This is a genomic window from Aliiroseovarius sp. D2-2 (assembly GCF_055809455.1).
This window is the reverse complement of sequence record NZ_CM147913.1, coordinates 2,567,203-2,592,975: the sequence shown is the minus strand read 5'-3', so window position 1 is coordinate 2,592,975 and position 25,773 is coordinate 2,567,203. Positions and strand designations below refer to the sequence as shown.

The following is a 25,773-nucleotide window of genomic DNA, read 5'->3' as shown; positions in this document are numbered from 1 at the left end:
GCTGGTGCTGCCCCAAAGCGCGCGATAGGGTCGCGCCATGACCGAACGTTCCCCCGTTACCTTTTCAGACGACCAGGCCGAAGCACATGACCGCGTGACCGAGATGTTGCGCCTGTCGGGCGTTAATCTGGATGATGCGCTGCTGACACCGGTTTCTGATGGCAAATCACAGCTGATGGCGGTGGTTGGAAAGGCAGGGTCAGGGAAGACACTTCTGCTGGCGGAACTGTACCGCGCTTTGGATGAAGCTGGCGTCGACGTGATTTCGGGCGATTGGGAAGGGAAGCGTCGAAAGGATCGCCGCACCTTGGCCATCCTTGCACCGACAAACAAAGCTGCAAGTGTTTTGCGCAACCGAGGCGTGCCAGCTACGACCATCCACCGCATTCTTTATACGCCGGTCTATGATCCCGAATACGAAAAAATTGCTGAATGGCTGGCCGGAAACGGCGAACGACCCGAGATCGAAGGCCTGACGGATGAGGCTTTGGATCGGGCCTACAGCTTCTATCAAGCGCAGAAATCAGTGCCGGGGGCGTTGGCCGCTGCGGGCCTAAGGGGATCTGACTTTATTACCGGGTGGAAACGACGCGACGATCCACTGGATATCGGGTTTGTCGATGAAAGCTCGATGCTGGATGAAAAGCAGTATGATGATCTGCGCGAGATCTTCCCAACTTTGGTCTTGTTTGGGGATCCGGCGCAGCTGGCCCCGGTTGGGCAATCCGGGAAAATGGTGTTTGACGGTATCAAGGGCCCCCGAAAGCAGGTTTTGCACCGCATTCACCGACAGGAAGACGACAATCCCATTTTGGACCTCGCCCATGCGTTGGCGGATGATAGCTTGGACTTCGATGCGTTCGAAAAGATGATCCACGACGCGGCCCAGCGGGATGATCGGGTGGTCGTGTCCCAGCGCGCAAATGCAGATCTGATGGCGCGTTCGCCGGTTCTGGTCTGGCGCAACAAAACGCGCGTGCGCCTTATCCAAGCCTTCAGATCCGCCTTTCAAGCCCCGGAGATGGAGCTCTTGCCCGGTGAACCTCTGATTTGCGATGGGATCGAGCTGCCGTTGAAGCATCGAAAGAAGCGGATCGATCTGGAAGCGCGTGGCCTTATCAAAGGCGCGCAATGCGTTTATTTGGGGCCGGGGAAACGGCCCGGGTTCTCTCGGTTGCATGTCCTTGGGGCTGAGGATCCGCAAGTCTCGGCGGCGTCGATTGTTAAAATCGAGAAGCCGGATGAAGAAGAGCCGTTTATTCCCTTTGCAGCCCGAATGGGTGCCACGTTCCTGCACGGCGCTGCGGTGACAATCCACAAAGCGCAGGGTTCTCAGTGGCCAGAGGTGCAGGTATTTGCCCCCGATATCGCCGCGGCTGCATGGGCTGGGCGAAGCGAGGCCGGCCTGCCGCTTTGGAAGCGCTTGGCCTATGTGGCGATCACGCGGGCTGAAACACGCCTGCACTGGGTTACACGCTACGCCATGGCACGCCCATCGGCCGAGCTTTCAACAGCTGACCTGCCGGCCAAACCCGCGGCACTGACACTCGAGACTCAAGGAGCGCCGGATGCCTAGTATTCTTATCACCGGGGCCAGTGCTGGCATCGGTCGCGCAGTGGCAGAGCTGTTTTTGTCCGAAGGGTGGACAGTCGGGCTTTTGGCACGGCGGGCTGAGGTGTTGGAGGAGATCGCAGCGGGTCACCCAAACGCACATGTGTTGGTGGCGGACGTCTCCGACCCAGATGCCGTCACTGAGGCGTTTGATCGGTTCAACGCCAAGGCAGGCCGGTTGGATGTGCTGTTCAACAATGCCGGGCTTTTTACCCCAGCTGCCCCAATTGACGAAGTTTCAGTTGATGACTGGAACCAAGCAGTTTCGGTGAACCTGACGGGAATGTTCTTATGCGCGCGTGCCGCTTTTGCGCTGATGCGTGCGCAGTCTCCGCAAGGTGGCCGGATCATCAATAACGGGTCGATCAGCGCACATGTCCCGCGTGAGGGGGCGGTGACCTATACCGTGACGAAGCATGGTGTCACCGGCCTAACCCGCCAGCTTAGTCTGGATGGTCGGCCCTATGATATTGCGTGTGGTCAGATTGATATTGGAAACGCGCGCACTGATTTGTTGCAAGGCATCATCGATGCAGCCGTTGCGCAAGGCGAGGCGCCACCACCGTCCATGGATGTAGGCGAGGTGTCCAAATCGGTCCTTCACATGGCCAATTTGCCCGCAGAGGCGAATGTGCAGTTTATGACCGTGATGGCAACCAAGATGCCCTATATTGGCCGAGGGTGATGCGCGCTTAATTTGCCGGGCTACATGCTTTCGGTTGGTTGCGAGAAAAACGTCGGAGATCAGTTTCTCAGGAACACGCGGAAGATGGCTGATGCACCCCAGCCTGCAGCGATGGCGATAACCAAAGACAGCAAGCCATAGATCAGGGGTTTTTCGTGAGCCAGGTTAAAGACTCCACCGCTCCAACCCAACCTTCTGAACATTGATGACGGTTTCGTATTCAGACGTTACTTCCCCGCCGCGGGTCAGCAAAATACGCGTGCGATACTCACCTTCAGTCAGATTGGCTGGCAAGGCGACGCGTGTCTCAAAGAGCGTGTCTTTTTGAAGCTTCACCGAGCTTTCTAGAAGCTTGTACAAGCCTGCCTTCTGTCGAATGCGGATCAGGGCTTCAACGAATTCGCGCGGGTCATCGATGTTGAACGGGTTTTCCGATATCTTGATCGACCGTTCGACGGAAATCAGATGACGCAGATCGTCGAGTGTCGAGACGCTTTGTTCAAGGGGAGCCGAAGACGCAACCGCATAGAAACTTGGGGCTGCGGCAAGTTCCATCGCCTCGGTATTCACCCAAATCCCAAAGCGCTTCGCTTTCTTGCGAATTGTGATGGGCCCACTGGGTCCTTCAACCACAACGACGACTTCCAGAGGGTTATCTTGGGGCGGAGGGCTGTCACGTTTCACCGCGCCGAAAATCAGGATCTCGGACCCTACGAATGTCGCGGTGATGGAAACTCGGTTCTGGCTAAGACCGGCTACGACTTCTTCCGAGCGGCCGGGCAGGGCGGACAGAAGCAGAAATGAGAAGACGGCAAGAAGGCGCAGCATCAGTGACCTCCCGCAGCGCCAAGCTCGAACAGCTCGGTCGGCATGATCAGTAGATCCAGCCCCAGTTTTCCGCAGACGACAAGAACCATCAGAGCCAACAGAACACGCAGCTGTTCAGCCTTAAGCTTGACGCCGATCCGTGCCCCAATTTGGGCCCCAATCACACCACCGATCAAAAGAAGCACGGCAAGCCCCATATCAACGGTGAAGTTGGTGGTGGCATGCAGAAGCGTCGTGAAGGCGGTCACAAAGATGATCTGGAACAACGATGTTCCGACAACAACTTTCGTAGGCATTCCAAGCAAGTAGATCATGGCAGGCACCATGATAAAGCCGCCACCCACACCCATGATCGCGGCCAGAATACCCACAAGTACACCGACCAAGATCGGCGGAATGACCGAGATATAAAGTCCGGATGTGCGGAATTTCATCTTGAAAGGCAGGTTGTGAACCCAAGTGTGCTTGCGTCGTTTCGGAACGCTGCCGCCACGCGATTTCATTAGCGCACGCAGGCTCTCGACGAACATCAGTGACCCAATGATACCCAGGAACAAGACGTAGCAAAGCTTTACCAACAGGTCGACCTGACCAATGGCTTTCAGGGCGTTGAACAGTTGCACGCCCAGCGCCGCACCAATCAAACCACCGACAAGCAGCACGCAACCCATGCGAAGGTCCACCGTCTTTCGCTTTAGGTGGGCAAGCACGCCGGAGAATGAGCTGGCAACAATTTGGTTGGCTTCGGTGGCAACCGCAACTGCGGGCGGGATCCCGATGAAGAACAGAAGCGGCGTCATCAGAAAGCCGCCTCCAACACCAAACATGCCCGACAGGACGCCGACGATGCCACCAAGGCCCAGCAGAAGGAACGCGTTCACGGACACTTCGGCGATTGGCAGGTAAATCTGCATGGGGCAAAACTCTGAATTAGTGGTCGTGGGGTGCGACCTTAATGGCTCAAACTACGCCCGTTCGTCACCTGTTAAGTAGCGCCAAACCAGTTTTTCCAGCTTTTCTGCGCCAAGTGGTGCCATTTTCTTGGTGTGCTCGTGGCTTATGGCCTCGTCTGACATGCCCTGAGCCATGTTTGTGATGGTCGAGAAGCCCGCAACGCGTAGCCCAAGGAACCGCGCCAGAATCACTTCAGGTACCGTAGACATGCCAACGGCATCCGCCCCCAAGGTGCGGATGGCCTTAATTTCGGCAGGTGTTTCGAATGATGGACCCGAATACCACGCATAGACGCCTTGTTGCAGCGCGATCCCTTCCGCTTGCGCGATGCGCTGAAAATCGGCGGTCATGTCAGGGTCGTATGCGCCGCCCATGGGAACGAAACGGGCGTCTGTTTTTTCACCGATCAGTGGGTTCAGGCCCGAGAAGTTGATGTGATCTGTGATCTGCATCAGCTCGCCCGGCGGAATGTCAGGACGCATCGACCCGGCCGCATTGGTCAGGATCAGGCGGTCTGCGCCGAGTTCGCGCAGGACTTCAAGCGGCAGGCGCATCGCGTCAGAACGGCCGCTCTCGTAATAGTGCTCGCGTCCGCCGAACACAGCAACGCGTGTGTTGCCAAGTGTGCCGATGGCAAGGTTCGGATTGTGTCCCGAAACGCCCGCATGGGGAAACCCATCCAGTTGATCATAGGGGATCGCTACGCCGTCCACAGCCTCAGCCAAATGTCCCAGTCCCGACCCCAGTACCAAACCGACCGAGACTGGATCAGATCCGGCAATCGCGCGGATCTGATCCGCGACGGCCTTAGCGTTCTTTGACATAAGGTTGTCCGCCTGCTTTTGGCGCGACGGCCTTGCCAACAAACCCGGCAAGGATCACCACGGTCAGGATGTACGGCAGGGCCTGCATGAACTGCACCGGAATGACGATGCCGCCTAGGTCGATGTTTTGATAGCGATTGGCGATGGCTTCCAGCAGACCAAACAAGAAGGTCGCACCCAAAGCTGGCACGGGTTTCCATTTGGCAAAGATCAGGGCAGCCAATGCGATATATCCACGGCCTGCTGACATTTCCTTGATGAAGCCTGCGCCCAGTCCAGTTGCCAGATATACGCCTGACAGCCCACACAGGGTGCCGGCGATCGCCATTGATGCGTAGCGCAGTCGCACCACAGAAATGCCTGCCGTATCCACGGCTGCCGGATTTTCGCCCACAGCACGCAGTCGCAGACCGAAGCGCGTGCGGAATAGAATGAACCACGACAGCGGCACCATCAGAAGCGCCACATAAACAAGGATCGTGTGGCCCGAGATGAACTCGGAATAGACTTGCTGAACAGGATTGGCCTGTTGGATCAGAACACGCAGAGGAACGCCTGCGGCTTCTGCATCGGTCTTACCAAGGGCGAAGGGCAGTTCGATGGGCAAGAAGCGTCCACCTCCCATCAAGGGAGGGGTGCGGCCGCCTTGGCCAAACCAAGCCTGAGCCGCCAGCACCGTGATGCCAGAGGCTAGAAAGTTCAAAGCCACGCCCGAGATCAGTTGGTTGCCCCGGAATGTAATCGATGCGACGCCATGGACGGCCGAGAAACAGATTGAGGCAAAGACACCGGCCAGAAGGCCAAGCCAAACCGAGCCCGTGACATAGGCGATCGCCGCCGACATAAAAGCTGAGGCAAGGATTTTGCCTTCAAGCCCGATGTCAAAAATACCGGCGCGTTCTGAAAACAGGCCAGCCAGGCAGGCAAACAAAAGAGGTGTCGCAAGGCGCAGCGCCGAGTCTGCAATCTGGATGATCGTCAGGAAATCCATCTTACGCGTCCTTTCGTTTGGCGGCGGCGATGAACATCCGTTCCACCGGCAGGCGCACCAAATTGTCCAGCGCCCCAGTGAACAAGATCACCAAGCCCTGAATAACAATGATCAGTTCGCGCGGAATTTTTGTCCAAAGCGACAGCTCGCTGCCACCTTGATAAAGAAAGCCAAAGAGCAGCGCTGCCAGCAGCACGCCGAACGGGTGGTTGCGGCCCATAAGCGCCACAGCAATGCCGATAAAGCCCGCGCCCTCAACCGCATTCAGAATCAACCGCTCGTGTTGTCCCATCGTGGCGTTGATGGCCATGAGGCCTGAGATGGCTCCGGACAACATCATGGCGACGATGATGATTTTCGTTGGCGAAATGCCTGCATAAACCGACGCTGTCGGGCTTTCACCAAATGCGCGGATCTCATAACCCAACCGCGACCGATTCATCAGAAGATAGACAACGACGCACATGGCCAACGCGATGAACAGCGACACGTTTGCCGGGGCTGATTTTGAGAAATTGATGCCAAGAGGGGCAAGAATTTCATGCAGCGTTGGCAGGTTCGTGACATCCGGGAAACTGGCGGACGCACTTTCTTGGGCACCCTTCAGCTTTAGGGGTTTGATCAGCAGGTAGCCCATCAAAGCCGTCGCAATGAAGTTGAACATGATCGTGGTGATCACAACGTGGCTGCCACGTTTGGCTTGCAGATAGGCAGGGATTAGCGCCCAGCCCGCGCCGAATAGACCACCAGCGATCATCGCAAAGACCAGCGCAATGGACCAATGGGGCATCAGAGCAGTTGGAATGAACAGGCACGCCAGACCGACGCCCAGCCCCCCGATGATTGCCTGACCTTCGCCGCCAATATTGAACATCGCCGCCTTGAAGGCGATCGAAACGGCCAATCCGGTAAAGATGAAGTTGGTGGTGTAGTAAAGCGTATAGCCCCAGCCGTAAGTGGACCCAAAGGCCCCATCGATCATGGTCATCAGCGCTTTGAACGGGTTTTCACCAATGGCGAAAATCACAAGGCCGGACAGGACAAAAGCGATAAGCAGGTTTAGGAAGGGGATCAGGGCAACGTCAGCCCATTTAGGCATCTTTTCCATCAGTTATCTCCCTCGCCGGTGACGCCGGCCATGAGAAGGCCAAGCTCTCGCTCGTCCGTTTCGGAAGGCAAGCGCTCGCCCATAATATGACCGTCAAACATCACAGCAATCCGGTCAGACAGCGATAGAATTTCTTCCAGCTCGACCGAAATCAGCAATACCGCTTTGCCTTGGTCGCGCAGGCCAATGATCTGTTTGTGGATGAACTCGATCGCACCAATATCGACACCGCGTGTGGGTTGGCCAACCAATAGCAAATCTGGGTTTCGCTCAATCTCGCGGGCAACAACGATCTTTTGCTGGTTGCCTCCAGAGAAGCTTTTTGCAGCCAGGTTCGGCAAAGGAGGTCGCACATCAAAGCGATCCATCTTGTCCTGCGCAACCTCGACCATCTTGGCATTGTCCATCAGAAGCTTGTTCTTCTGAAACTCGGGTTCGTGGTGATATCCGAATGCGATGTTTTGCCATGCGGGGAAGTTCATGATCAAACCGTGCTCTTGCCGATCTTCCGGTACATGCGCAATGCCGCGTTCACGTCGTGACCGACCGTCGGAGTATTTTCCCGTCAAATCAATAGGATCACCGTTGATCCGGATTTCTCCGGTGGCTGATGCGTAGCCACCCAGAACCTCAAGAAGCTGGGTTTGTCCATTGCCGGATACGCCTGCGATCCCCAAAATCTCGCCCGCACGGACGTTTAGATCAATGCCCTTTAGGCGTTCGACGCCGTGGTCATCAACCATATGTAGGTTCGTGACTTCCAACACCTTTTCGCCGGGTTGCGCAGGGACTTTATCGACCTGCAACAGGACTTTGCGGCCAACCATCAGCTCGGCCAGTTCTTCCGGATTGGTGTCCTTGGTTTTAACAGTCGCGGTCATTTCTCCGCGCCGCATCACAGATACTGTGTCCGTGATCTCCATGATCTCGCGCAGTTTGTGGGTGATCAGGATGATGGTTTTGCCTTGATCCCGCAGTCCGTTCAGAATGCGGAACAGGTGGTCAGCCTCGGCGGGTGTCAGAACACCCGTGGGTTCGTCCAAAATCAGGATGTCGGCTTCGCGATACAGCGCTTTAAGGATCTCGACACGCTGCTGGGTTCCAACGCCTAGATTTTCGATCAGGGCTTCGGGATCAACGTGGAGCTCGTACTCATCCGCAAGTGCTTTCAAAGACTTACGCGCCTTGGCCAAAGATGGGCGCAGCATCGCGCCTTCTTCGACTCCAAGGATCACGTTCTCAAGCACCGAGAAGTTTTCGACCAGTTTGAAGTGCTGGAACACCATCCCGATGCCCGCGCGAATAGCCGCCTGACTGTCAGGGATTTGGGTCTCATTGCCGTGGATGAAGATTTGCCCTTCATCGGCTTTGTAAAACCCATAGAGGATGGACATCAGCGTAGATTTTCCCGCGCCGTTTTCGCCGATGATCCCATGGATCGTACCCGGCTTCACGGAAATCGAGATGTCCTTGTTCGCCTGCACCGGCCCGAAGGCTTTTGAGATACCGCGAAGCTCGATAGCGGGGGCAACAGTCGCCTGTTGCCCCTCGTTTTTCATGTCAGCCATGATCGGATCAGAAGTCCAGAACTGGGCAGCTGTCATCCGACATGTAGTCGTGTACCACCAGTTCGCCCGAGATGATCTTGGCAGCTGCTGCGTCAACAACAGCTTTCATCTCGTCCGAAACCAACGCGGCGTTGTGTTCGTCCATCGCGTAACCAACACCTTCAGCAGCCAGGTTCATCACACGTACACCAGGTTTGATATCTGCACCCACTGACATGGCGTCGTAGACGGCAACGTCAACGCGCTTCATCATCGAGGTCAGAACCTTGCCTGATTGCAAGTGGTTTTGGTTGGAATCCACGCCGATCGACAGGATACCTTCGTCCGCAGCAGTTTGCAGAACACCAAGTCCGGTACCGCCAGCCGCAGCGTATACGATGTCAGCGCCTTGGCTGATCTGCGCTTTGGTCAGTTCGCCACCTTTAACCGGGTCGTTCCAAGCCGAAGGCGTGGTGCCAGTCATGTTGGCAATGACAGTTGCGTCAGGGTTCACAGCCAGAACGCCTTCAGCATAGCCGCAGGCAAATTTGCGGATCAGCGGAATGTCCATGCCGCCAATGAAGCCAACGGTGCCCGATTTGGACGCCGTCGCAGCCATCATACCAACTAGGTAGGAGCCTTCATGCTCGGAAAACGCGACGTTCAAAACGTTCGGTGCATCCGACCAGCCGTCAATGGTGACGAAGGTCGTGTCAGGGTAATCCGGTGCAACTTCCGAGATCGGGGTCGACATGGCGAAACCCATGGTGATCACAGGGTTGGCACCCGTTTCAGCGAAGCGGCGCAGAGCTTGTTCGCGCTGGGCTTCGGATTGCAGTTCGACCTCAAGATACGAACCACCAGTTTCCTTGGCCCATTTTTCGGCGCCATTGAAGCCAGCTTCGTTGAAGGATTTGTCAAATTTTCCGCCCAAGTCGAAAATGATTGCGGGCTCAGCCAGCGCGGCACCTGCGGTCAGGGCCAACGACGCGGCTGCGCCTAGAAAGCTTTTCATCAGGGTCATTTCAATTCTCCCGGTTATTGTTGTGGGGCCGTACAGACCGAATGTCCGCCGATTCCCCAAAGTCTGCGAGCAGATCGCTGCAAAGGATCATCCGGGATTTTACAACAAGGGCAAGAGGTGATCACAACTTTTGTTCGCCGCAGTGCCGCAATTTCTGGGGAAATTCAGTTGGTTCACGCTAGGTAACGTGCTTTTCCATCAAGATGGCATCGCAAGATGAACCATCATCGCGGGTGTAATAGTTGGGACGTTTGCCGCAGATACTCCAGCCAGAGTTCTTGTAAAGTGCCACCGCTGCGTGATTGTCAGTGGCCACCTCTAGGAAGGCGCGCGTTGCGCCACGTTCGACGGCCGTCCGCTCGAACTCCTGCAAAAGGGCGGTACCTTGCCCGTGACCTCGGGCACTGGGCAGAACCGCTATTGTTAGAAGCTCTGCTTCGTCAACAACCACCCGCCCCATCGCAAACCCATCAGGTCTGGTGACTGCGAACACATGGCTTGAAACAAGCAGCTGCTCGATTTCCTCAGCGCTCCAGCCGCGAGACGTGTCAAATGCGGCGTGATGGATGGCAGACAGCTTTTGGGCGTGCGAATTGGGCATGCTGTTTCTACGGCAAAATGGTTGGGGCCGGGTCTTTCGGAGGGGCCGCGTCTGCTGATCTGATATACAAAGGTGCTGGGCGATCAATTGGCGCGTTTGAGCTCAGCCGCTCGGCCGCAATCTGTGCGATGGCCGGGGCAGGGTTCTGATCAGATACAGGGCCCACGCGATCCCCTTTTAAGTTTTGTGTCTGTTCATACGTAATCAGCTCTGGCGAAGATGTCTGACCGTTTTCGAACTGTTGCGCATAAAAATGATCACGCCGTGCGTCGATCAACGACCAAACGGGTCGCGCAGCGTTGGATACCTGAGCCTCAAGCGACGAAACACCGATGGCGGGTATGTTGAGCGACAGGGCAAGCCCGCGTGCAGCAGATACTGAAATGCGAATGCCTGTGAAGTTACCGGGGCCGATACCGACGCCAATGGCAGAAAGGTCAGTCCAGGTCACTCCGCCGTCGACCAGAACTTCTTCCAGCAAGGGAAACAGACGTTCAGCCTGTCCCTTGGCCATGTGTTCAACGCGTTCCACCACAATCTTGTCGCCACACAGCAAAGCGGCCGCGCAATGCGCGGCCGATGTGTCGAATGCCAAAATAAGTGGGTTAGGCTGCAACTGGGCGCACCTCAACCACTTCAGGAATATAGTGCTTCAGCAAGTTCTCGATCCCCATTTTCAACGTCAGGGTCGAAGACGGGCAACCGGCACAAGCGCCTTGCATATGCAGATAAACGATGCCGCGATCAAAGCCATGAAAGGTGATGTCACCGCCATCTTGTGCCACCGCAGGGCGTACGCGTGTATCAAGCAGCTCTTTGATTTGCTCAACAATCTCGCCATCTTCACCGTCATGTTCAGCATGACCTGAGGCCGCAACCGCGTCACCTGCCATGATCGGCTGACCAGATTGGAAGTGCTCCATGATCGCGCCCAGAATTGCTGGCTTGATGTGATCCCAATCAATGGCTTCGTCTTTGGTGACGGTCACGAAATCAGCGCCGAAGAACACACCAGTTACGCCATTAACTTTAAACACGCGTTCCGCCAACGGCGACGCGCCCGCAGCATCTGCAGTCGGAAAATCAGCGGTTCCACCGCCAAGAACGTCCTGACCAGGCAGGAACTTCAATGTCGCGGGGTTCGGAGTGGATTCGGTCTGAATGAACATGGGGCACACCTTTTTTGTCAGGTTTGATATGGGCCTCGGACCTCAATCTGTCAAGCGGGCTGCTTGCGTCAGGTGATCGCTTCTAGCCGTTCTTTGGTCATGGTGCCGGGCACAATCGTAATCGGGATTGGCAATTCTGCTGCTGCTCGCGTCATTTGCGTGACCAGCGGGCCGGGGCCGGATTTCCCTTCCCCCGCACCAAGAACCAAAACGCCGACATCAGAGTTTTCGCGTACATGGGCCAGAATTTCATGAACGGCTTCGCCTTCGCGGATAACCAATTCAGGTTCAACATCTTGGCGATCGCGCATCCACTTGGCGAAGACTTCATAATGCACGGTAATCCGCTCACGCTCTTCTTCCCGCATCAGTTCGCCAACACCAATCCAGTGGTTGAACTCCTCTGGGGGAATGATTGACAGGACGGTCACGCCGCCGCCGGTATGAGCCGCGCGCATGGCCGCAAAACGCATGGCGTTCAGGCATTCGCGGCTGTCATCTAGAATTACGAGAAACTTGCGCATAGGTGTCCTCCGAAACGCGATCACTTTGCCCGAGGGGCTGGGGAGTGTCTATCGTTTTCGATCAAGTTCAGTTGCGGGCTGCGTCGGAAAGCGCCCAATCCCAATACAATTCACGCACGTTCCGGGTGACCGGCCCCGCATTATAGCGTGTTTCTTCAAACGCGCTGACCGGAGTGATTTTGGACATATTGCCGGTCACGAACACCTCGTCTGCTTGATGGAAATCATCATAGCCCAAGACTGTCTCGTGCACGGTGAAGCCATTGGCGCGCATGTTGTTGATATGACGTGCGCGGGTGATGCCAGCCAGAAAACACCCATTGGCAATGGGGGTGAAGACTTCGCCATCCCGAACCGTAAACACATTCGTGGTCGCTGTTTCAGCGACATTGCCAAGTGCATCGGTGACCAGCGCATTGTCGAAGCCCTTGGAACGCGCCTCAAGTAGAATGCGCGCGTTGTTTGGGTAAAGGCAGCCTGCTTTGGCGTTTACAACAGCACTGTCGAGTGTCGGGCGGCGGAACCGTGAGGTCGTCAGGGTTGTCGAGGCCGCCGCGGGTGTCATGGGAATTTCCTCCAAACAAACCGCGAAACCTGTTGCGCCCTCTTTTGGGGCAACCCCCATGTGGCCACCATCCAACGCCCAGTACATGGGGCGGATATAGACGGCTGCGTCTTTGGGGTACAAAGCCAGACCTTCTTTGACGATCTCAACCATCTGCTGCGTCGAAACGGTTGGCGTAATCATCAGCGCTTTGGCAGAACGATTGGTGCGGGCGCAGTGAGAATCTAGGTCCGGGTGTACGCCCTCGAAATAGCGCGCTCCGTCAAAAACATTGGTGCCCAGCCATGATCCATGATCGGCCGCTTTCATCACAGCTACATCTTCATTGTGCCAACTGCCGTTGAAATAGGTGCGGATGTTTGTGCCGATTGCCATGATGACCTCCCAGATTTTTTGGGAAGTTACCAGCGAAGTCAGCCGGTTCCAAGAGCGGCAAAAGAAGTCGCTCTGACAGCTTGGGGAGCTGCCAGAGCGCAAATGCGTGCAATAGGACCAGACGGGCACGCGATTGTGTCCTGAAGCATGTCCGGGCGGGCATCCGGAACGGTTGTTTCAGGCACGGTGACAGTCTGACCGACAGATGAAAAAGTTTTGTGACAGTGCTACCGAATGCCGATATCGGCCAAAGCGGATGCCAGTTCAGCGGGCAGGGGATCCTGATCCGTGCTGTTGGTGCCGATCAAATCGCGTGGGGCATCGTTTGCGTTCAGATACCGCCAGCCTTGGAACGCACGTCTTGGTTGGCTTTCTGTGCGTATAACCGCGTGATCCAGTACCAAACCACAGCGGCGAATTCCGTCTTCACCAATGACCTCTTCAAGGCGCAAAATACGCTGGCGCGCAAGGATCAGGCCTTTGAAAACCCAGTAAAGCGATCCCCCGTTCAGCAGTTCGGATTCGCGTTTTGGCCACATCCGAGTCACATGACGCGGGTTGGGCATTCCAGACTGCCCCAAACGCATGTTTTGCCATGCGGTCAGATCTTCGACCTTTTCAGCGCCGACGCAGAGCTTCACAAGATTTACGTGTTTCGTCATGGGGGTCTACTAGATGTTGTGTTCAGAATGTCGATTTTAGTGTGAATGACTAGCTTTGGCAATTGACCTTTCCAGACCAAATCGCCTATTCTGGAACACCTTCCACGCCGAACAGGATTGACGCTTAATGACTCGCTTTGCTGCCCCCATCGCCGAACAGATCTGGGATATGAAATACCGCCTTAAAGAGGCGGATGGCACGCCGCAAGACTTGACGGTCGAAGACACATGGCGACGCATTGCACGCGCCCTGTCGGCCTCAGAAACCGAGCATGAGCAGCGATTCTACGACGCGCTGGACGATTTTAAGTACTTGCCAGCAGGCCGCATCACCGCAGGTGCAGGCACCGGCCGGTCGGTTACCCTGTTCAACTGCTTTGTGATGGGCACCATTCCTGACAGCATGGGCGGTATTTTCGACATGTTGAAAGAAGCTGCGCTGACCATGCAGCAAGGCGGCGGAATCGGCTATGATTTCTCGACCATCCGCCCGCGTGGGGCCGATGTGATGGGCGTGGCGGCGGATGCGTCTGGGCCGCTGTCTTTCATGGACGTCTGGGATGCCATGTGCCGAACAATCATGTCGGCAGGTTCACGCCGCGGCGCGATGATGGCGACCATGCGTTGCGATCACCCGGATATTCAGGATTTCATCACAGCGAAGTCTGACGCGGCCCGTTTGCGCATGTTCAACATGTCGGTTCTGGTCACTGATGATTTCATGACGGCCGTAAAGGAAGACGGAAGCTGGAATCTGAAGTTCAACGACACGATTTATCACACGGTTGAAGCCCGTGATCTTTGGAACAAGATCATGAAAGCGACCTATGACTACGCCGAGCCGGGCGTGATCTTCATTGATCGCATCAATCAGATGAACAATCTGAACTACTGTGAAACCATCGCGGCGACCAACCCGTGCGGTGAACAACCCTTGCCGCCTTATGGCGCTTGTCTGCTGGGATCAATCAACCTTGCCAAGTTGGTCAAAGACCCGTTTGAGACCGCCGCCCAGTTGGACGCAGATGGGCTTTCAGAGCTGGTGGCGACCGCTGTGCGCATGATGGACAACGTGGTGGATGAAAGCCGTTTCCCGCTGGAAGCACAGGCGCAAGAAGCGCAAGCCAAGCGCCGGATCGGCCTTGGAGTCACCGGACTGGCAGATGCGCTTTTGATGCTCGGCCTGCGCTATGGCTCGGACGAGGCTGCCGCACAGACCGAAGCCTGGATGAAGCAGATTGCGCGTGCGTCCTATTTGGCGTCGGTTGATCTGGCCAAAGAAAAGGGTCCGTTCCCACTGTTTGACGCCGAGAAGTTCCTTGCCTCAGGCTCGCTTCAACACATGGACGATGACGTGCGTGACGCGATCCGTGAACACGGCATTCGCAACGCGCTTCTGACCTCGATTGCACCCACCGGCACCATCAGCCTGTATGCGGGCAACGTGTCCTCAGGGATCGAGCCTGTGTTTGCCTATGCGTACACCCGTAAAGTCCTGCAAAAGGATGGCACGCGCACTGAAGAGGAAGTCGTGGACTACGCCGTACAGCTGTGGCGCGACAAGTTTGGCGATAAAGAGCTTCCGGATTACTTCGTCAACGCGCAAACTCTGGCCCCGATGGATCACGTGAAGATGCAGGCGGCTGCGCAGAAATGGATCGACAGCTCGATTTCCAAGACGATCAACTGCCCCGAAGACATTGGGTTTGAGGACTTCAAAGACGTCTATATGGAGGCGTGGGAAACAGGCTGCAAAGGCTGCACCACCTACCGCCCGAATGACGTGACCGGATCGGTTCTGTCCATATCCGAGGAAAGCGAGAAAGCACCCGAGGCCGACAGTGGCGCGGATGTTGTCTACATCTCAGAGCCATTGGATCGTCCGCAATCGTTGGAAGGGCACACCTACAAAGTTAAGTGGCCCGACAGCGAGCACGCGATCTATATTACCGTGAACGATCTGATCATGAACGGGCACCGCCGTCCGTTCGAAGTCTTCATCAACTCCAAAAATATGGAGCATTTCGCTTGGACCGTGGCGCTGACCCGCATGATTTCGGCCGTGTTCCGGCGCGGTGGCGACGTGAGCTTTGTCGTGGAAGAACTGAAAGCCGTATTTGATCCGCGTGGTGGCGCATGGATGGACGGGAAATACATCCCCTCGATCTTGGCTGCGATCGGGTCTGTGATCGAGCGTCACATGATTGCCACCGGCTTCATCGAAGGCGAAGGCATGGGCCTTAAATCGGATCCGCAGGCCGAGGTTGTAAACCTAGGCGAGCGGCCCCGCGGGAAAGCCTGCCCCAGCTGCGGCCAGTTCGATATGCGTATGATTGAAGGGTGCATGACCTGTGCGTCTTGTGGCCATTCAAAGTGCGGCTGAGAACCGGCTTTTTGAGTGTGTCCCGTCTCACATAAACCTTCCATTGGGACAGGTTTTCTTCCAATCGCAATGAGCTTGCGTGGCGCGTTTGTGCCTCGTTTCAAAAGTGATGGAGAAGTGGCTGTGACGATGTAATCACGCGGTCGCAAGCGGCCCAAAGCCGACCTCCAGCCATCCTCGGACATGCTGCGGTGCGACCCGTCATTACGGACATTCGCTGCGCATGCAAAATTCAGTGATCGGCGAACTCACAGATCGCGAGCCCATTCTGCCAAATTTCTGCGGTGCAATGAATGTCAGCTTACGCAAGAGGCCACTGATCTTTCGCTTCGTCGATGAAAACGTTGAATGTGTATGTGATCCACAAGCGCCCATCTCGCGGTATCGGCCAGTTGGTCATTCGGTGTGGATATGCCAAATCAAGGGCTTTATCTGACCATTCAAGATAACCAAGGCGTTCCTCGGGGAAGCTTGCCGCTGAGAGTAACTCTATCATACGCCTGAGGCCCCCGATGATCTGCATGCAGCTGATTGTGTGATCGAAAGCTTTGACGAGCTCGACGCGGTACTCTCAGTTTAAACCCGAGTCGTGGCCTGCGCGATGACGTGATCCCAATCTTGCAAAATTCGTTGGGGTGCCAACCGGTCGCGATTGATCGCGGCCGAGCCCGCCATATGGGTGCGTAAGTCGCGATCTTTCAGCAATCGGCTGATCGTATCAGACAAGGCCTGACTATCGTCGACAGGAACAAGCAGACCGTTTTCACCTTCGGAAATGATCTCGCGTGGGCCGAAATCACAATCTGTGGACACAACGGGCAGGCCGTTGACCGTTGCTTCCGCTAGCACATTTGGAAAGCCTTCAAAACGGGAGGGCATGACCAGGACATCAGCCCCGGACAGCCATGAACCGGGTATTGGGCTGGCCCCAGGCAGGGTGACGCGATCTGTCAGGTCAAGCTTGGAGCGCAGTGCTTCCAATTTAGCACGTTCAGGCCCTTCGCCGTGGATTGTCAAACTGGCGTCTGGAACCTCTTGGGTGATCTGGACCATTGCACGCAAAAGAACGTCAAACCCCTTTTGCTTGTCCAGCCGACCTACGGCGACCAATCGGTTCTTCGCAGAATCCGGTGCGGCTTTGTGGGTTTCATGTGGTGCGCAGGGGTTGGGGATCACGACAGATGAACCTTGTACGGAAGAGGGTAGATCCGCGCGGGCACGCTCCGTTTGCATAACAGCGCAGGCTGCGCGGCGCACCAGTAGGTTCTGTGCATGTCGCCAAATGGGATGGGCATTTTGGGCGCGCGGGTTGTTGCGTTCTGAAATCACAACAGGTGTCCCGGTTCCGATCGCAGCCGCAAGGCTAAGTACATTCACCTTTGTCAAAAAGGACAAAACCACATCCGGACGCTCGCTGCGGATGGTTTTCCGGATCATTTTTAGGCGCGCGATAGGAGAGCCGCCTTTCGCCCCATTGGGTACAAGAAGCTGAACGCTCTCGGGATAAGGAAAATATGACCCGTTATCGGGCATGTTAAAACCCATGACGGTCACGTCATCACCCATTGCTGCGCGATAGGCGGCGATCATGGCGACAACCTTTTCAGCACCGCCTGCACCAAACCCGCCCTGTGTCATTAGGATTTTCACGTACTACTCCGCCGCGTTAGGAACCTTGTTTTTCCCCTACTGATATTGAAGGGAATCTCTGTGTCAGATGAACCGTCCGGCGCATTTGATTGTGTCTCGAATGCCGGTTGGTGCAAGTTTTCTTGACTGGAAAAATATGAGCCCAATATATCCTCCAAAAATGCCAAGTAACACTACATTCAACTTCATTGAGAGCAAAAGTAAGGCCGTTGGTGTCGTAAGGCCCGACGACCACTCGGCACATAGCCTTCAAGGGCTTCAAAAACGGCCAGCAGGCGATCATTAGCGCGTCATACATAGGCCTCATTATTCATGGCGGGGATCAGGATTGAAACGAGCGCTGTCATGCGCTTCCCCTTGCATAGGGTAACATATTTCCCTGTTCCTTCATCGCTTTGATCATAAGCGTCAGGCCAGCGTGCAAATCAAGGGATGGGCGCCAGCCGATCAGATCAAAAACCTGCTCTGAAATCAGGCATAATTCGTAGCCCGTTTCAGGGTCTTGTGGATGCAGGTGTAAAAGATCCTCTGAGGCTCCCGTGATTTCCAATACGGCTTGCGCCAGTTCACGCATACTATGAGCCGTGGCTGAACCAAGGTTCAACACGGGTGGCAGATCGCCTTCAACCCGGCCAAGCCCGCTCAAGGCATCAACCATATCTGAAACATGCACCAGGTCGCGACGGTCTTCTGGGCGTCGCACATCAAAGCTTTCCTCTGCAAGACATGCTTCCACCATTGACGGAACAATGAAATCTCCGCCTTGATCCGGGCCATAAGTCAGTGCCAATCGAGCAGTGGTTGCCGCAAATCCCAAATACGGAAGGGCCGCATTCAAGTAATGCGTTCCCGACAACATCGAAGCTGCATAGGCATCGGTTGGCTGAGCGTGAGACCCTTCATCCTGCGGGGCCGGTGCACGGCCATATTCGGCAATCGCACCCGCGCGAATGAATGCCTTGGGTGGTTTCTGTAAAGCGTCAGCAGCCCTGATCATGGTCAAAAGCGGCGCAACATTTGCCTCATGCGCAGTTGTAAGATCGCGAAGCGGATCCGATGATGAGAACCGCGTCTGTGCGCTCAGGTGATAGATCACATCAGGCGCGATTTGCTGCATCTGCCGGCTAAGCCCATCCAGATCCTGTGAGCCCACCCAGTAAATCCCAATCTGCGATGCGATATCCTGTAGGCGGGCAGTGGAAGAACCCGGCCGTGATAGAACTGCGACCTCATCCCCTTCGGCGACTAAAGCGCGGGCCAAGTGTGACCCGATAAAGCCGGTGCCGCCAGATATTAGGACACGGCGGCTCATACGCTCATATCTTTCTGCAATGCATGGACCAGGGTCCGCCAGTTGCTGAGTAGGGTTGCCGGCAGTTTTTGCGCGAAGCGGCAATCCAACAGAATGACGGTGTTGTCGGCATTGATGTGCTTCGCCGTACAGCCGCCGAAATTAGATAAAACAGCGCCCGACATCATAGACCTCAAATCGCTAGGGCTGCGACGTCCGACGGCAGCTCCTTGTTGAACCGCATCCAAGGAGGCGTTTCTTCTTCGCAAAGATCATCTAACGTGTTGCGATCCCGTATCGTGTCCATTGGTTGCCAGAAGCCTTCATGTTTGAAGGCCATCAACTCGCAATCCTGTGCCATCTGAGTAAGAGGTGACTTTTCCAAAGGCTCCATATCGTCAACGAAATAGTCCATGACTTCGGGTTCGAAAACGAAGAAACCCCCATTGATCCAAGTATCACTACGGCGGACGTTTTGAGTGAACGCTTCGACGCGATCACCGGCAAGCTCAATGTTGCCGAGGCGGGCAGGGGGCTGAACCGCAGTGACAGTCGCCAATTTACCGTGTGATTTGTGAAACTCGATCAGTGCGTTGATGTCGATGTTACCAAGCCCATCAGAGTAAGAGACCATAAAGGAGCCGGGTTTTAGCCATTCCTTCAGGCGGCGAATTCGTCCGCTGGTCATCGTCTTGGGACCTGTGTCCACGACCGAGACATTCCACCCTCCGGGTGAGGCCGGGACAAGGTCGATCTTGCCGCTGTCTACGGCCACAGTGATGTTGTTGGCAATCAGGTGATAGTTTGCAAAATATTGTTTTAGTGACAGGGGGTTTTGCCCTGCAGCGACGATGAAGTCATTGTGCCCAAAATGGCTGTAGATATCCATGACGCGTGTGATGATCGGGCGACCACCAACTTCGACCATAGGCTTTGGAACGGCTCCGGTTTCTTCCGCCAAACGCGAGACATGGCCTCCGGCTAACAAAATTGTCTGCATGGTTCGTTTCCCCTTTTAAAAGTGAACTGAACGCGAGTTCTTTATGTCCCAGTTAGTGCCACCCTCGGGACGTGATACTGAAAATGATTTGGTTGAAATGGTTGCGTGAGGGGGATCATTGAATACGCTCCCCAGGTTGAAGAAAAACTCGGCCCTCTCCGTAGCGGTTGTTCAGGCCATTGATGGATACCTCACGGTACCCCTTTGAGATTGCATAGCGCAACAGTGGCTCTTCAAGGGTAGTTTCATACCCTAGTAGAAACGCGGCTGGCGGCTCTTTGTCGAAGATGGATGTGATCTCATCTGGTCCGGCCATCACGTAATATTTGGCCAGTTCCGGATCGGTATACGGGGCAATTCGATAGGCAAGTTGACCGGTGGCAAGTTCGGGATAAACATCCAGACCTGCCTCCAGCGGATATATCGGCAAGAACGTCGCCACTTTGCCGTTTACGATACCCTGTTCGCTCATTGCAGCTTCCAAGGCACGACCACCTGAATTCATGCGATGTGGTGTCGATGTTCCAGCCCCAAGCGTTGTGCGAAGATCCGGTGCAAGCCAGGGAACGGCAGTCAGAACGCAAAGCAATGCGGCTGCTGCAATAACCGGACGTGTCTGGTGCCGTAGCTGTTCCGGAATATGATTCAGCATCAATGCCGCGAGCACGGGCAAAAGCACCAATGGTGCGATGTAATATTGTGAAAAGCCGGGAGTTGGCAGAAAACTCATCAGTACTGTTGTCAGCATAGTGCCCAATACGACCAAAATGGGTCCAAACGACGGTTGGATTTCCGCGGTCTCTAAAGCGTTTTCCGAGAATGCCATCCAGCCAAAGCAAAGGATCACGAAGCCGGTGATCAAGGGGACACCCTCAAGCCAGATTCCGTAGGCCAGCTGTGCTTTGCTGCCCAATCCCATCGGCAAATTGGGTTCCATCAGCCGGTTAACTTCCCAATATGCAACATGCGGCCCAGTGTAGAATTTGACGATATGGGCCAAGAAAAGCTGTGGGTCTGTGAACAGCAGTATGAAAAGCGGAAGTGCGCCCACAAATCCACCAAGAAGAATGGGCAGTGCAACACGCCGAGCCCGCTGGGCGAAAGGGAGCGCGGTGGGCAACAGAAAGGCGGCAATTGCGACAGGGGGAATGAATGCAATGGCGCTTACTTTCATCCCGATCGCAATGGACAAACACAGACCTGAAACGAACAACTGGGCCCAGCGAAACCTGTGCCCTTGCAGTTCGACCAAAAACAAACCTAGGCCCGCGAGGGCAAAAGGGAGCTGCAGAAGATTGTTAGAAGCCGCCATGCCCGGCTCGTTCATCAAGGGATGGCAAGTCAGGATCGCAACAGCTGCGAAGACCGACATGCGCACGGAACCTGATAGGCGCAACGTGATCCAACTTGTGACCCCAGCCAGAATAAGCCACGCCGCGAAAACTCCCATTCGGGCTGAAAACAGCAGCCCTCCTGCTCCGAAAATCAGGTCAAACCCGCGGAAATACCATGCGGAATAAGGGGCATGGGTATAAAAGACGTCCTGGTAAAGCTGAAGCTCTCCCAAAAGACGTGCCGGAGGGACGAACATCATCTCATCCCGACGCAATCCAAATCCCATCAGTCGTCCATAGATGGCTGCCAGTAAAACGACAAAACCGATGGTAAGGGCGGTTTGCCCCATGCGACGGGCCACCGGATCGTCAATCGTTTTCGATCTCGGTGATGCAGATGGATCAGATTTGTAAAGCTCAGTCACACTCATGAGGCCCTACTTTCACCATCAGACGAAGTAGATTGGCCTCCGCGCAATGCGACTGACACGAGTTTGAATAAAAGAAGAACCGTTGAAACGAGGGCAATGGCCTTCACCAGATTTGTCCCTGCACCCAGCGTCATCATAAGCACCAAGACAACTGCGTTGAACAAGTGGCCCGTTACATAAGCCTGAACGAAAGGCAGGAAGTGGTTGCCATGCACTGTTGAAGTGCCAGAGGTGGGAGATGCGACAGCATGGATCAAGATGCCAGCTCGGAATAGGCAAGGCCTTTGGGAAGGCCTGCGTCGGGATCAAGCGGTTCAACCCCCATGTGTTGCATCAAGATCGAGTTGACCAGATGCACATCGTACTTCCTGCACGCATGTTCGCGTGCGGCATTGCCCATCTCTGCGGCAAGGGCAGGGTTTTCGATGAATTTTTTCATCGTCTGCGCAAGGGCGTCCGCGTCTCCTTGAGGGAATACCATTCCAGACACGCCATCTTGGGTGGCTTCGCCACAACCGGGGGCGTCTGTGGTGATAACAGCGCGTCCACTGGACATGGCCTCAAGGATCGATCGCGGGACGCCCTCACGCAGCTCGGTTGGCAAAACAAACACGGTGCACTTGGCCAGATACGGACGCACGTCGCGCGTCTCGCCCAGCCAATTGACCAATCCACGCTTTTGCCAGTCGGCAAAAAGATCAGGGTCAATGGCATCGGGATTGCTGTCTGCCGGTCCCAAAATATCGATGTCACATTCATGCCCTTGGGCACGAAGAATTTCGGTGGCCTTGCCAAGGGTCAAAAGCCCTTTGCTGCGCAATAGCCGCCCGATGAAGAGAAATCTGGCGCGCCCCTCAGGTACGGGGGACGCCGAGTAGCGCCGCGTGTCGACGCCTGAACCGGGAACGTCATGCAAGGCGACGTGATCCGGTATCAGACGAAATCGGCGAATGTCGCGCCGATCTGCCGAGTTATAGCAAAATGCGCCATGAATTCGGCGCAAGGCAATGCGGTGCAAGAAAATCGACAAGTCACGCACGCGTTTGCGCCGACCTGTGGGGTTTTCTTCCATAAAGCTGTACCCAAGCCCTGTGAAAAGCGCATAGCGATGTGGGACACCAGCGATCTGGGCCGCGAGGCTGCCATAGATGTTGGGCTTCATCGTGTAGGAAATGACCAGTTCAGGCTTTTCTTTTCTGAAGAAGCGCACCAACGCCCACAGCGTTCCCAGATCGCGAATGGGATTGGTGCCCGTGCGATCCATAGGAATGGGGCAGGGGCGCACACCATTTTCGCGCAAAGTTTGAGCGGTTTCGTCGTCAATATCCGCAGCTGCGGCCAATACTTCATAGCCATTTTCAGCCAGTCTTCGGATCAGATCGAGGCGAAAGTTTACCAAGGACCAGCCCAAGCTGCCAAGAACGACGGCTTTTCTAGGGGCACTACCCCTGATCGGTTCGTGCGATTTCGATGAACGAGACATCTTACTTACTCGCCTGCCCACAGTCGTTGCCCGGAAGAACCCTTGACTTCAGTGGGCCGTTTAGGACCGGCCACCGGAGCAGGGTTGGATGCGCCACGGCGATTGATGCTATGCACGTTTTCTTGCGATCCGGCATCAGCCTGGTCCCCATACCCGGGTACAAGGTCAATCAATTGCTGACGCACCGCTGCTTCATCACCTTCGCGCGCAGCTGCTTCCAACGCGATAATCGCGGATCTGAGCTGTGCCATCGGAAGTCCATCAGGAAGCGCGCTTTCGACGGATTCGATACCGCTATCGCGCCGCTCTTCGGCTTTGTCGAACAGTTCTTCAAACAGTTTTTCACCCGGACGAATGCCGACAAAATCTATGTCGATGTCGCGGTAAGGTTCAAGTCCAGCCATACGGATCATCCGCTCGGCCAGATCTACGATTTTCACCGGCTCTCCCATGTCCAGAACAAAGATTTCGCCTAGTCCTGAATTTCGGGCCAACCCTTTGGCTGCTGCCACAACGGTCAACTGTACCGCTTCACGGATGGTCATGAAGAAACGTTCCATCCGGCGATCGGTGACCGTCAATGGCCCGCCTTCGCTAATCTGCTTTTGGAACAACGGAATAAGCGATCCAGACGATCCCAATACATTGCCAAAACGAACCGAGAAGAAACGTGTTTGCGACTCGTTCTTGGGGCCCTGCTTTTCATAGGTAATGCGGTCCTGCGCTTGCGCATAGAACTCGGCTACACGTTTGGTGGCCCCCATCACGTTTGTTGTGTTTACAGCCTTATCCGTCGAGATTTGGACCATCGCGATGGCACCAACCTCACGCGCCGCGTCGGACACATTGCGTGTGCCAACAACATTGGTCAAAACGCCTTCACATGGGTTCAGCTCGACCATTGGTACGTGCTTCAGGGCAGCCGCATTGAAAACCAGTTCTGGCTTATAGCGTTTGAAGATTGATTGGACGCGTTGTGCATCTCGGATACAGCCGACATGGACCCGACGCTGGACATCGGAATAGTTTTTCCCAAGATCCATGTCGATCGAGTAGGCATTAAATTCACAGTTGTCCAACAAGACCAACAGTGATGGGTTGAAAGATGCGATCTGGCGCGACAATTCACTGCCGATCGATCCACCCGCACCGGTAATCAACACCCGGCGACCTTCGATCATTTGCCGCAACAGAGAACGCTCAACGGCCTTTTGCGGGCGGTTCAAAATATCTTCGGGTTCGATCTGGCGCAGCGTGATTTCATCATCACCGGCTTTGTCCAGTTCGGGATCAGCAAGGCCCGGAAGGCGCGAAACTTTAACTCCGTTGGTCGTGGCCCATGACAAAAGCTCAAAGATACCTTTGTGGTCGAAATGGGCGACGTCTTCAGTCAGCAAAAGCTGACGCGCTTTCAGATCGCAAGCTTCAAGCGCTGCGATTGCCTTTTTAGGTTCACGGATAGACCCAAGAATACGGGCGTTATGGAAGTGAAGCCCTGTCGAGCCTTTGGCATCGTCGATGATCCCTACGGGGACATAAGTCGAACTGGAACGGTCCAGCGAACGCAGGAACAGATCGCAATTCGTACCAGTACCGATCAATGCGACGGGAACCTGTTTCGCGGCAATGCTGTCAGCACGTTTGGTACGGCGCACCAATTCACGATGCCTTGCAATAATGCGCAGAGCACCCGTGAATGGGATCGTAGCTAGAAGCTGAATGGTGAAGATTGAAAAGGTAATCGGCGCAAGTGCCGGGATCTGAGCGGCAATCAACACCTGAACGCAGATTGCGACCAGTGCTCCGCGTGAGATGACGATAACGTCGTCCAGCGAAGTGGACCGAGAATGCCGCTTGTAAAAGCCTATCACGGTAAAGGTGAGAAAGCTTACGACAGCTGCCAAAAGCATCATTGGCAGCATAACCGAAGTCAGCTCGACCGTGACTGCACCACCTTGCGACAAGCTGATCGCAACGAACACTGCAGCCGCAGAGGCGAAGATATCCCCAATCACCAATTTATGGTTGGCGCACAGCTCTATCTTTTTCTGAGCAAGCCATTGCACCAGTGTTTGTCGCATTCCACCACGAGCAGACATGTTGTCTTCCTGAGAAGACCGGAACCCCATTCCATCTAGCATTTTAAGAACCTTCCCCGGCTCCAAGATAAAAAAACATTGTTCAAATTTCGTGACGCTCCAGGGGCGCACGACAGAAATTCATACTTTTGAGAAGTTGAACCGACTGACATTTTCCAGCACGGATGGCTGGAAAATGTCAGCCACTGAGTTATTCAAACGAATTGTTCAACATCCCCTCACACTCGTTACGCATTTGCTCTCGCCTCAAACCATTTAACGTGCCAAAAATTTGGCAACTACACATCCACGCTTGAAATACGCGCGAACAATACAATTGGGGTGGAGAGCACAGACACAAAATTCTTTGCGATATAGGAAATAGATCCACCCCTGGAAGCTCCGAGCAATGCCGAAACGTTATCCATTTCCTAGTTGTTATCTATACAGCAGTACTCGCCACAATTCTAACAAATTGTAGACACGTACTGTTTCTTTTTGGGAAACTTTCTAGTTTTTCAATGGCTTGCGGCAAAATTATAGCGCCGATGGAGAGTAATTAATTTGCGGCACACGCAGTGCGCGAGTAGTGCAGGGATGGAAAAACACTGATGAGATGATAAAATTCAATCCAATACAACCATGAGTGTATAT

The 25,773-nt window shown here is 55.0% G+C and carries 21 protein-coding genes and 1 pseudogene; 3 read left to right on the top strand and 19 right to left on the bottom strand.

Features of this window, described 5'->3' with window-relative positions:
• Positions 1-37 precede the first annotated feature (37 nt).
• On the top strand, positions 38-1,576 hold the full coding sequence (locus tag AC0L6A_RS12760) for an ATP-dependent DNA helicase (RefSeq protein WP_473290541.1): 1,539 nt from the start codon (positions 38-40) through the stop codon (positions 1,574-1,576).
• A complete protein-coding gene (locus tag AC0L6A_RS12755; protein ID WP_473290539.1) occupies positions 1,569-2,297 on the top strand; it encodes an SDR family oxidoreductase in 729 nt (242 codons plus the stop codon). The genes AC0L6A_RS12760 and AC0L6A_RS12755 overlap by 8 nt, the downstream gene beginning before the upstream one ends.
• A 59-nt stretch (positions 2,298-2,356) precedes the next feature.
• On the opposite strand, the pseudogene AC0L6A_RS12750 reads toward AC0L6A_RS12755, so the two are convergent.
• The 13 genes and pseudogenes from AC0L6A_RS12750 to AC0L6A_RS12690 form a co-directional block, all read right to left on the bottom strand.
• Positions 2,357-3,125, bottom strand: a pseudogene (locus tag AC0L6A_RS12750) (TIGR02186 family protein).
• Positions 3,125-4,039 carry a sulfite exporter TauE/SafE family protein gene (locus tag AC0L6A_RS12745; RefSeq protein ID WP_473290537.1) on the bottom strand — a complete coding sequence of 305 codons (915 nt, stop codon included), beginning with the start codon at positions 4,037-4,039 and terminating at the stop codon, positions 3,125-3,127. The pseudogene AC0L6A_RS12750 and the gene AC0L6A_RS12745 overlap by 1 nt, the downstream one beginning before the upstream one ends.
• 51 nt (positions 4,040-4,090) lie before the next feature.
• The gene (locus AC0L6A_RS12740) at positions 4,091-4,903 is read right to left on the bottom strand and encodes a purine-nucleoside phosphorylase (protein ID WP_473290535.1); all 813 of its coding nucleotides are present in this window, start codon (positions 4,901-4,903) and stop codon (positions 4,091-4,093) included.
• Positions 4,887-5,894 carry an ABC transporter permease gene (locus AC0L6A_RS12735; protein ID WP_473290533.1) on the bottom strand — a complete coding sequence of 336 codons (1,008 nt, stop codon included), beginning with the start codon at positions 5,892-5,894 and terminating at the stop codon, positions 4,887-4,889. Before AC0L6A_RS12735 ends, AC0L6A_RS12740 begins: the two co-directional genes overlap by 17 nt.
• Position 5,895: 1 nt before the next feature.
• Entirely contained in the window at positions 5,896-7,002 is a 1,107-nt protein-coding gene (locus tag AC0L6A_RS12730; protein WP_473290531.1) for an ABC transporter permease, read from the bottom strand.
• A complete protein-coding gene (locus tag AC0L6A_RS12725) occupies positions 7,002-8,570 on the bottom strand; it encodes an ABC transporter ATP-binding protein (protein WP_473290529.1) in 1,569 nt (522 codons plus the stop codon). Before AC0L6A_RS12725 ends, AC0L6A_RS12730 begins: the two co-directional genes overlap by 1 nt.
• A gap of 7 nt (positions 8,571-8,577) precedes the next feature.
• Positions 8,578-9,573 carry a BMP family lipoprotein gene (locus AC0L6A_RS12720; protein WP_473290527.1) on the bottom strand — a complete coding sequence of 332 codons (996 nt, stop codon included), beginning with the start codon at positions 9,571-9,573 and terminating at the stop codon, positions 8,578-8,580.
• Positions 9,574-9,751: 178 nt separating this feature from the next.
• Positions 9,752-10,174 (bottom strand): GNAT family N-acetyltransferase, encoded by a 423-nt coding sequence (locus tag AC0L6A_RS12715; RefSeq protein ID WP_473290525.1) that lies wholly within the window; start codon positions 10,172-10,174, stop codon positions 9,752-9,754.
• A 7-nt stretch (positions 10,175-10,181) separates the two neighbouring features.
• On the bottom strand, positions 10,182-10,769 hold the full coding sequence (gene tsaB / locus AC0L6A_RS12710; protein ID WP_473290523.1) for a tRNA (adenosine(37)-N6)-threonylcarbamoyltransferase complex dimerization subunit type 1 TsaB: 588 nt from the start codon (positions 10,767-10,769) through the stop codon (positions 10,182-10,184).
• A 10-nt stretch (positions 10,770-10,779) separates the two neighbouring features.
• On the bottom strand, positions 10,780-11,343 hold the full coding sequence (locus AC0L6A_RS12705; RefSeq protein ID WP_473290521.1) for a NifU family protein: 564 nt from the start codon (positions 11,341-11,343) through the stop codon (positions 10,780-10,782).
• 68 nt (positions 11,344-11,411) lie between these two features.
• On the bottom strand, positions 11,412-11,867 hold the full coding sequence (locus AC0L6A_RS12700) for a universal stress protein (protein ID WP_473290519.1): 456 nt from the start codon (positions 11,865-11,867) through the stop codon (positions 11,412-11,414).
• A 67-nt stretch (positions 11,868-11,934) separates the two neighbouring features.
• The gene (locus AC0L6A_RS12695; protein ID WP_473290517.1) at positions 11,935-12,807 is read right to left on the bottom strand and encodes a branched-chain amino acid aminotransferase; all 873 of its coding nucleotides are present in this window, start codon (positions 12,805-12,807) and stop codon (positions 11,935-11,937) included.
• A gap of 227 nt (positions 12,808-13,034) precedes the next feature.
• Positions 13,035-13,469 carry a DUF1489 family protein gene (locus AC0L6A_RS12690; RefSeq protein WP_473290515.1) on the bottom strand — a complete coding sequence of 145 codons (435 nt, stop codon included), beginning with the start codon at positions 13,467-13,469 and terminating at the stop codon, positions 13,035-13,037.
• 127 nt (positions 13,470-13,596) lie between these two features.
• Here AC0L6A_RS12690 and AC0L6A_RS12685 point away from each other — a divergent pair, with 127 nt between their 5' ends.
• On the top strand, positions 13,597-15,852 hold the full coding sequence (locus tag AC0L6A_RS12685) for an adenosylcobalamin-dependent ribonucleoside-diphosphate reductase (protein WP_473290513.1): 2,256 nt from the start codon (positions 13,597-13,599) through the stop codon (positions 15,850-15,852).
• 576 nt (positions 15,853-16,428) lie between these two features.
• Here the strand turns inward: AC0L6A_RS12685 and AC0L6A_RS12680 are convergent.
• The 6 genes from AC0L6A_RS12680 to AC0L6A_RS12655 form a co-directional block, all read right to left on the bottom strand.
• Positions 16,429-17,502 (bottom strand): glycosyltransferase family 4 protein, encoded by a 1,074-nt coding sequence (locus AC0L6A_RS12680; RefSeq protein ID WP_473290511.1) that lies wholly within the window; start codon positions 17,500-17,502, stop codon positions 16,429-16,431.
• Positions 17,503-17,845: 343 nt separating this feature from the next.
• The gene (locus AC0L6A_RS12675; RefSeq protein WP_473290509.1) at positions 17,846-18,814 is read right to left on the bottom strand and encodes an NAD-dependent epimerase/dehydratase family protein; all 969 of its coding nucleotides are present in this window, start codon (positions 18,812-18,814) and stop codon (positions 17,846-17,848) included.
• A 172-nt stretch (positions 18,815-18,986) separates the two neighbouring features.
• Complete coding sequence (locus AC0L6A_RS12670) at positions 18,987-19,793, bottom strand: glucose-1-phosphate cytidylyltransferase (protein WP_473290507.1); 807 nt, start codon at positions 19,791-19,793, stop codon at positions 18,987-18,989.
• 115 nt (positions 19,794-19,908) lie between these two features.
• Positions 19,909-21,558 carry an ArnT family glycosyltransferase gene (locus tag AC0L6A_RS12665; RefSeq protein ID WP_473290505.1) on the bottom strand — a complete coding sequence of 550 codons (1,650 nt, stop codon included), beginning with the start codon at positions 21,556-21,558 and terminating at the stop codon, positions 19,909-19,911.
• Positions 21,559-21,811: 253 nt separating this feature from the next.
• Positions 21,812-22,957: a glycosyltransferase family 4 protein gene (locus AC0L6A_RS12660; RefSeq protein WP_473290503.1), complete on the bottom strand. Its 1,146-nt coding sequence runs from the start codon at positions 22,955-22,957 to the stop codon at positions 21,812-21,814.
• Positions 22,958-23,046: 89 nt separating this feature from the next.
• Positions 23,047-25,140 carry a polysaccharide biosynthesis protein gene (locus AC0L6A_RS12655; RefSeq protein ID WP_473290501.1) on the bottom strand — a complete coding sequence of 698 codons (2,094 nt, stop codon included), beginning with the start codon at positions 25,138-25,140 and terminating at the stop codon, positions 23,047-23,049.
• Between the last annotated feature and the right edge of the window lie 633 nt (positions 25,141-25,773).

Excerpts from the sequence above, each read along its gene's own strand:
- AC0L6A_RS12670 (WP_473290507.1), bottom strand. The coding sequence starts at position 19,793 with ATGCAGACAATTTTGTTAGCCGGAGGCCATGTCTCGCGTTTGGCGGAA.
- AC0L6A_RS12745 (WP_473290537.1), bottom strand. The coding sequence starts at position 4,039 with ATGCAGATTTACCTGCCAATCGCCGAAGTGTCCGTGAACGCGTTCCTT.
- AC0L6A_RS12690 (WP_473290515.1), bottom strand. The coding sequence starts at position 13,469 with ATGACGAAACACGTAAATCTTGTGAAGCTCTGCGTCGGCGCTGAAAAG.
- AC0L6A_RS12700 (WP_473290519.1), bottom strand. The coding sequence starts at position 11,867 with ATGCGCAAGTTTCTCGTAATTCTAGATGACAGCCGCGAATGCCTGAAC.
- AC0L6A_RS12730 (WP_473290531.1), bottom strand. The coding sequence starts at position 7,002 with ATGGAAAAGATGCCTAAATGGGCTGACGTTGCCCTGATCCCCTTCCTA.
- AC0L6A_RS12755 (WP_473290539.1), top strand. The coding sequence starts at position 1,569 with ATGCCTAGTATTCTTATCACCGGGGCCAGTGCTGGCATCGGTCGCGCA.
- AC0L6A_RS12735 (WP_473290533.1), bottom strand. The coding sequence starts at position 5,894 with ATGGATTTCCTGACGATCATCCAGATTGCAGACTCGGCGCTGCGCCTT.
- AC0L6A_RS12675 (WP_473290509.1), bottom strand. The coding sequence starts at position 18,814 with ATGAGCCGCCGTGTCCTAATATCTGGCGGCACCGGCTTTATCGGGTCA.
- AC0L6A_RS12715 (WP_473290525.1), bottom strand. The coding sequence starts at position 10,174 with ATGCCCAATTCGCACGCCCAAAAGCTGTCTGCCATCCATCACGCCGCA.
- AC0L6A_RS12740 (WP_473290535.1), bottom strand. The coding sequence starts at position 4,903 with ATGTCAAAGAACGCTAAGGCCGTCGCGGATCAGATCCGCGCGATTGCC.
- AC0L6A_RS12725 (WP_473290529.1), bottom strand. The coding sequence starts at position 8,570 with ATGGCTGACATGAAAAACGAGGGGCAACAGGCGACTGTTGCCCCCGCT.
- AC0L6A_RS12705 (WP_473290521.1), bottom strand. The coding sequence starts at position 11,343 with ATGTTCATTCAGACCGAATCCACTCCGAACCCCGCGACATTGAAGTTC.
- AC0L6A_RS12685 (WP_473290513.1), top strand. The coding sequence starts at position 13,597 with ATGACTCGCTTTGCTGCCCCCATCGCCGAACAGATCTGGGATATGAAA.
- AC0L6A_RS12760 (WP_473290541.1), top strand. The coding sequence starts at position 38 with ATGACCGAACGTTCCCCCGTTACCTTTTCAGACGACCAGGCCGAAGCA.
- AC0L6A_RS12665 (WP_473290505.1), bottom strand. The coding sequence starts at position 21,558 with ATGAGTGTGACTGAGCTTTACAAATCTGATCCATCTGCATCACCGAGA.
- AC0L6A_RS12695 (WP_473290517.1), bottom strand. The coding sequence starts at position 12,807 with ATGGCAATCGGCACAAACATCCGCACCTATTTCAACGGCAGTTGGCAC.
- AC0L6A_RS12720 (WP_473290527.1), bottom strand. The coding sequence starts at position 9,573 with ATGACCCTGATGAAAAGCTTTCTAGGCGCAGCCGCGTCGTTGGCCCTG.
- AC0L6A_RS12655 (WP_473290501.1), bottom strand. The coding sequence starts at position 25,140 with ATGTCTGCTCGTGGTGGAATGCGACAAACACTGGTGCAATGGCTTGCT.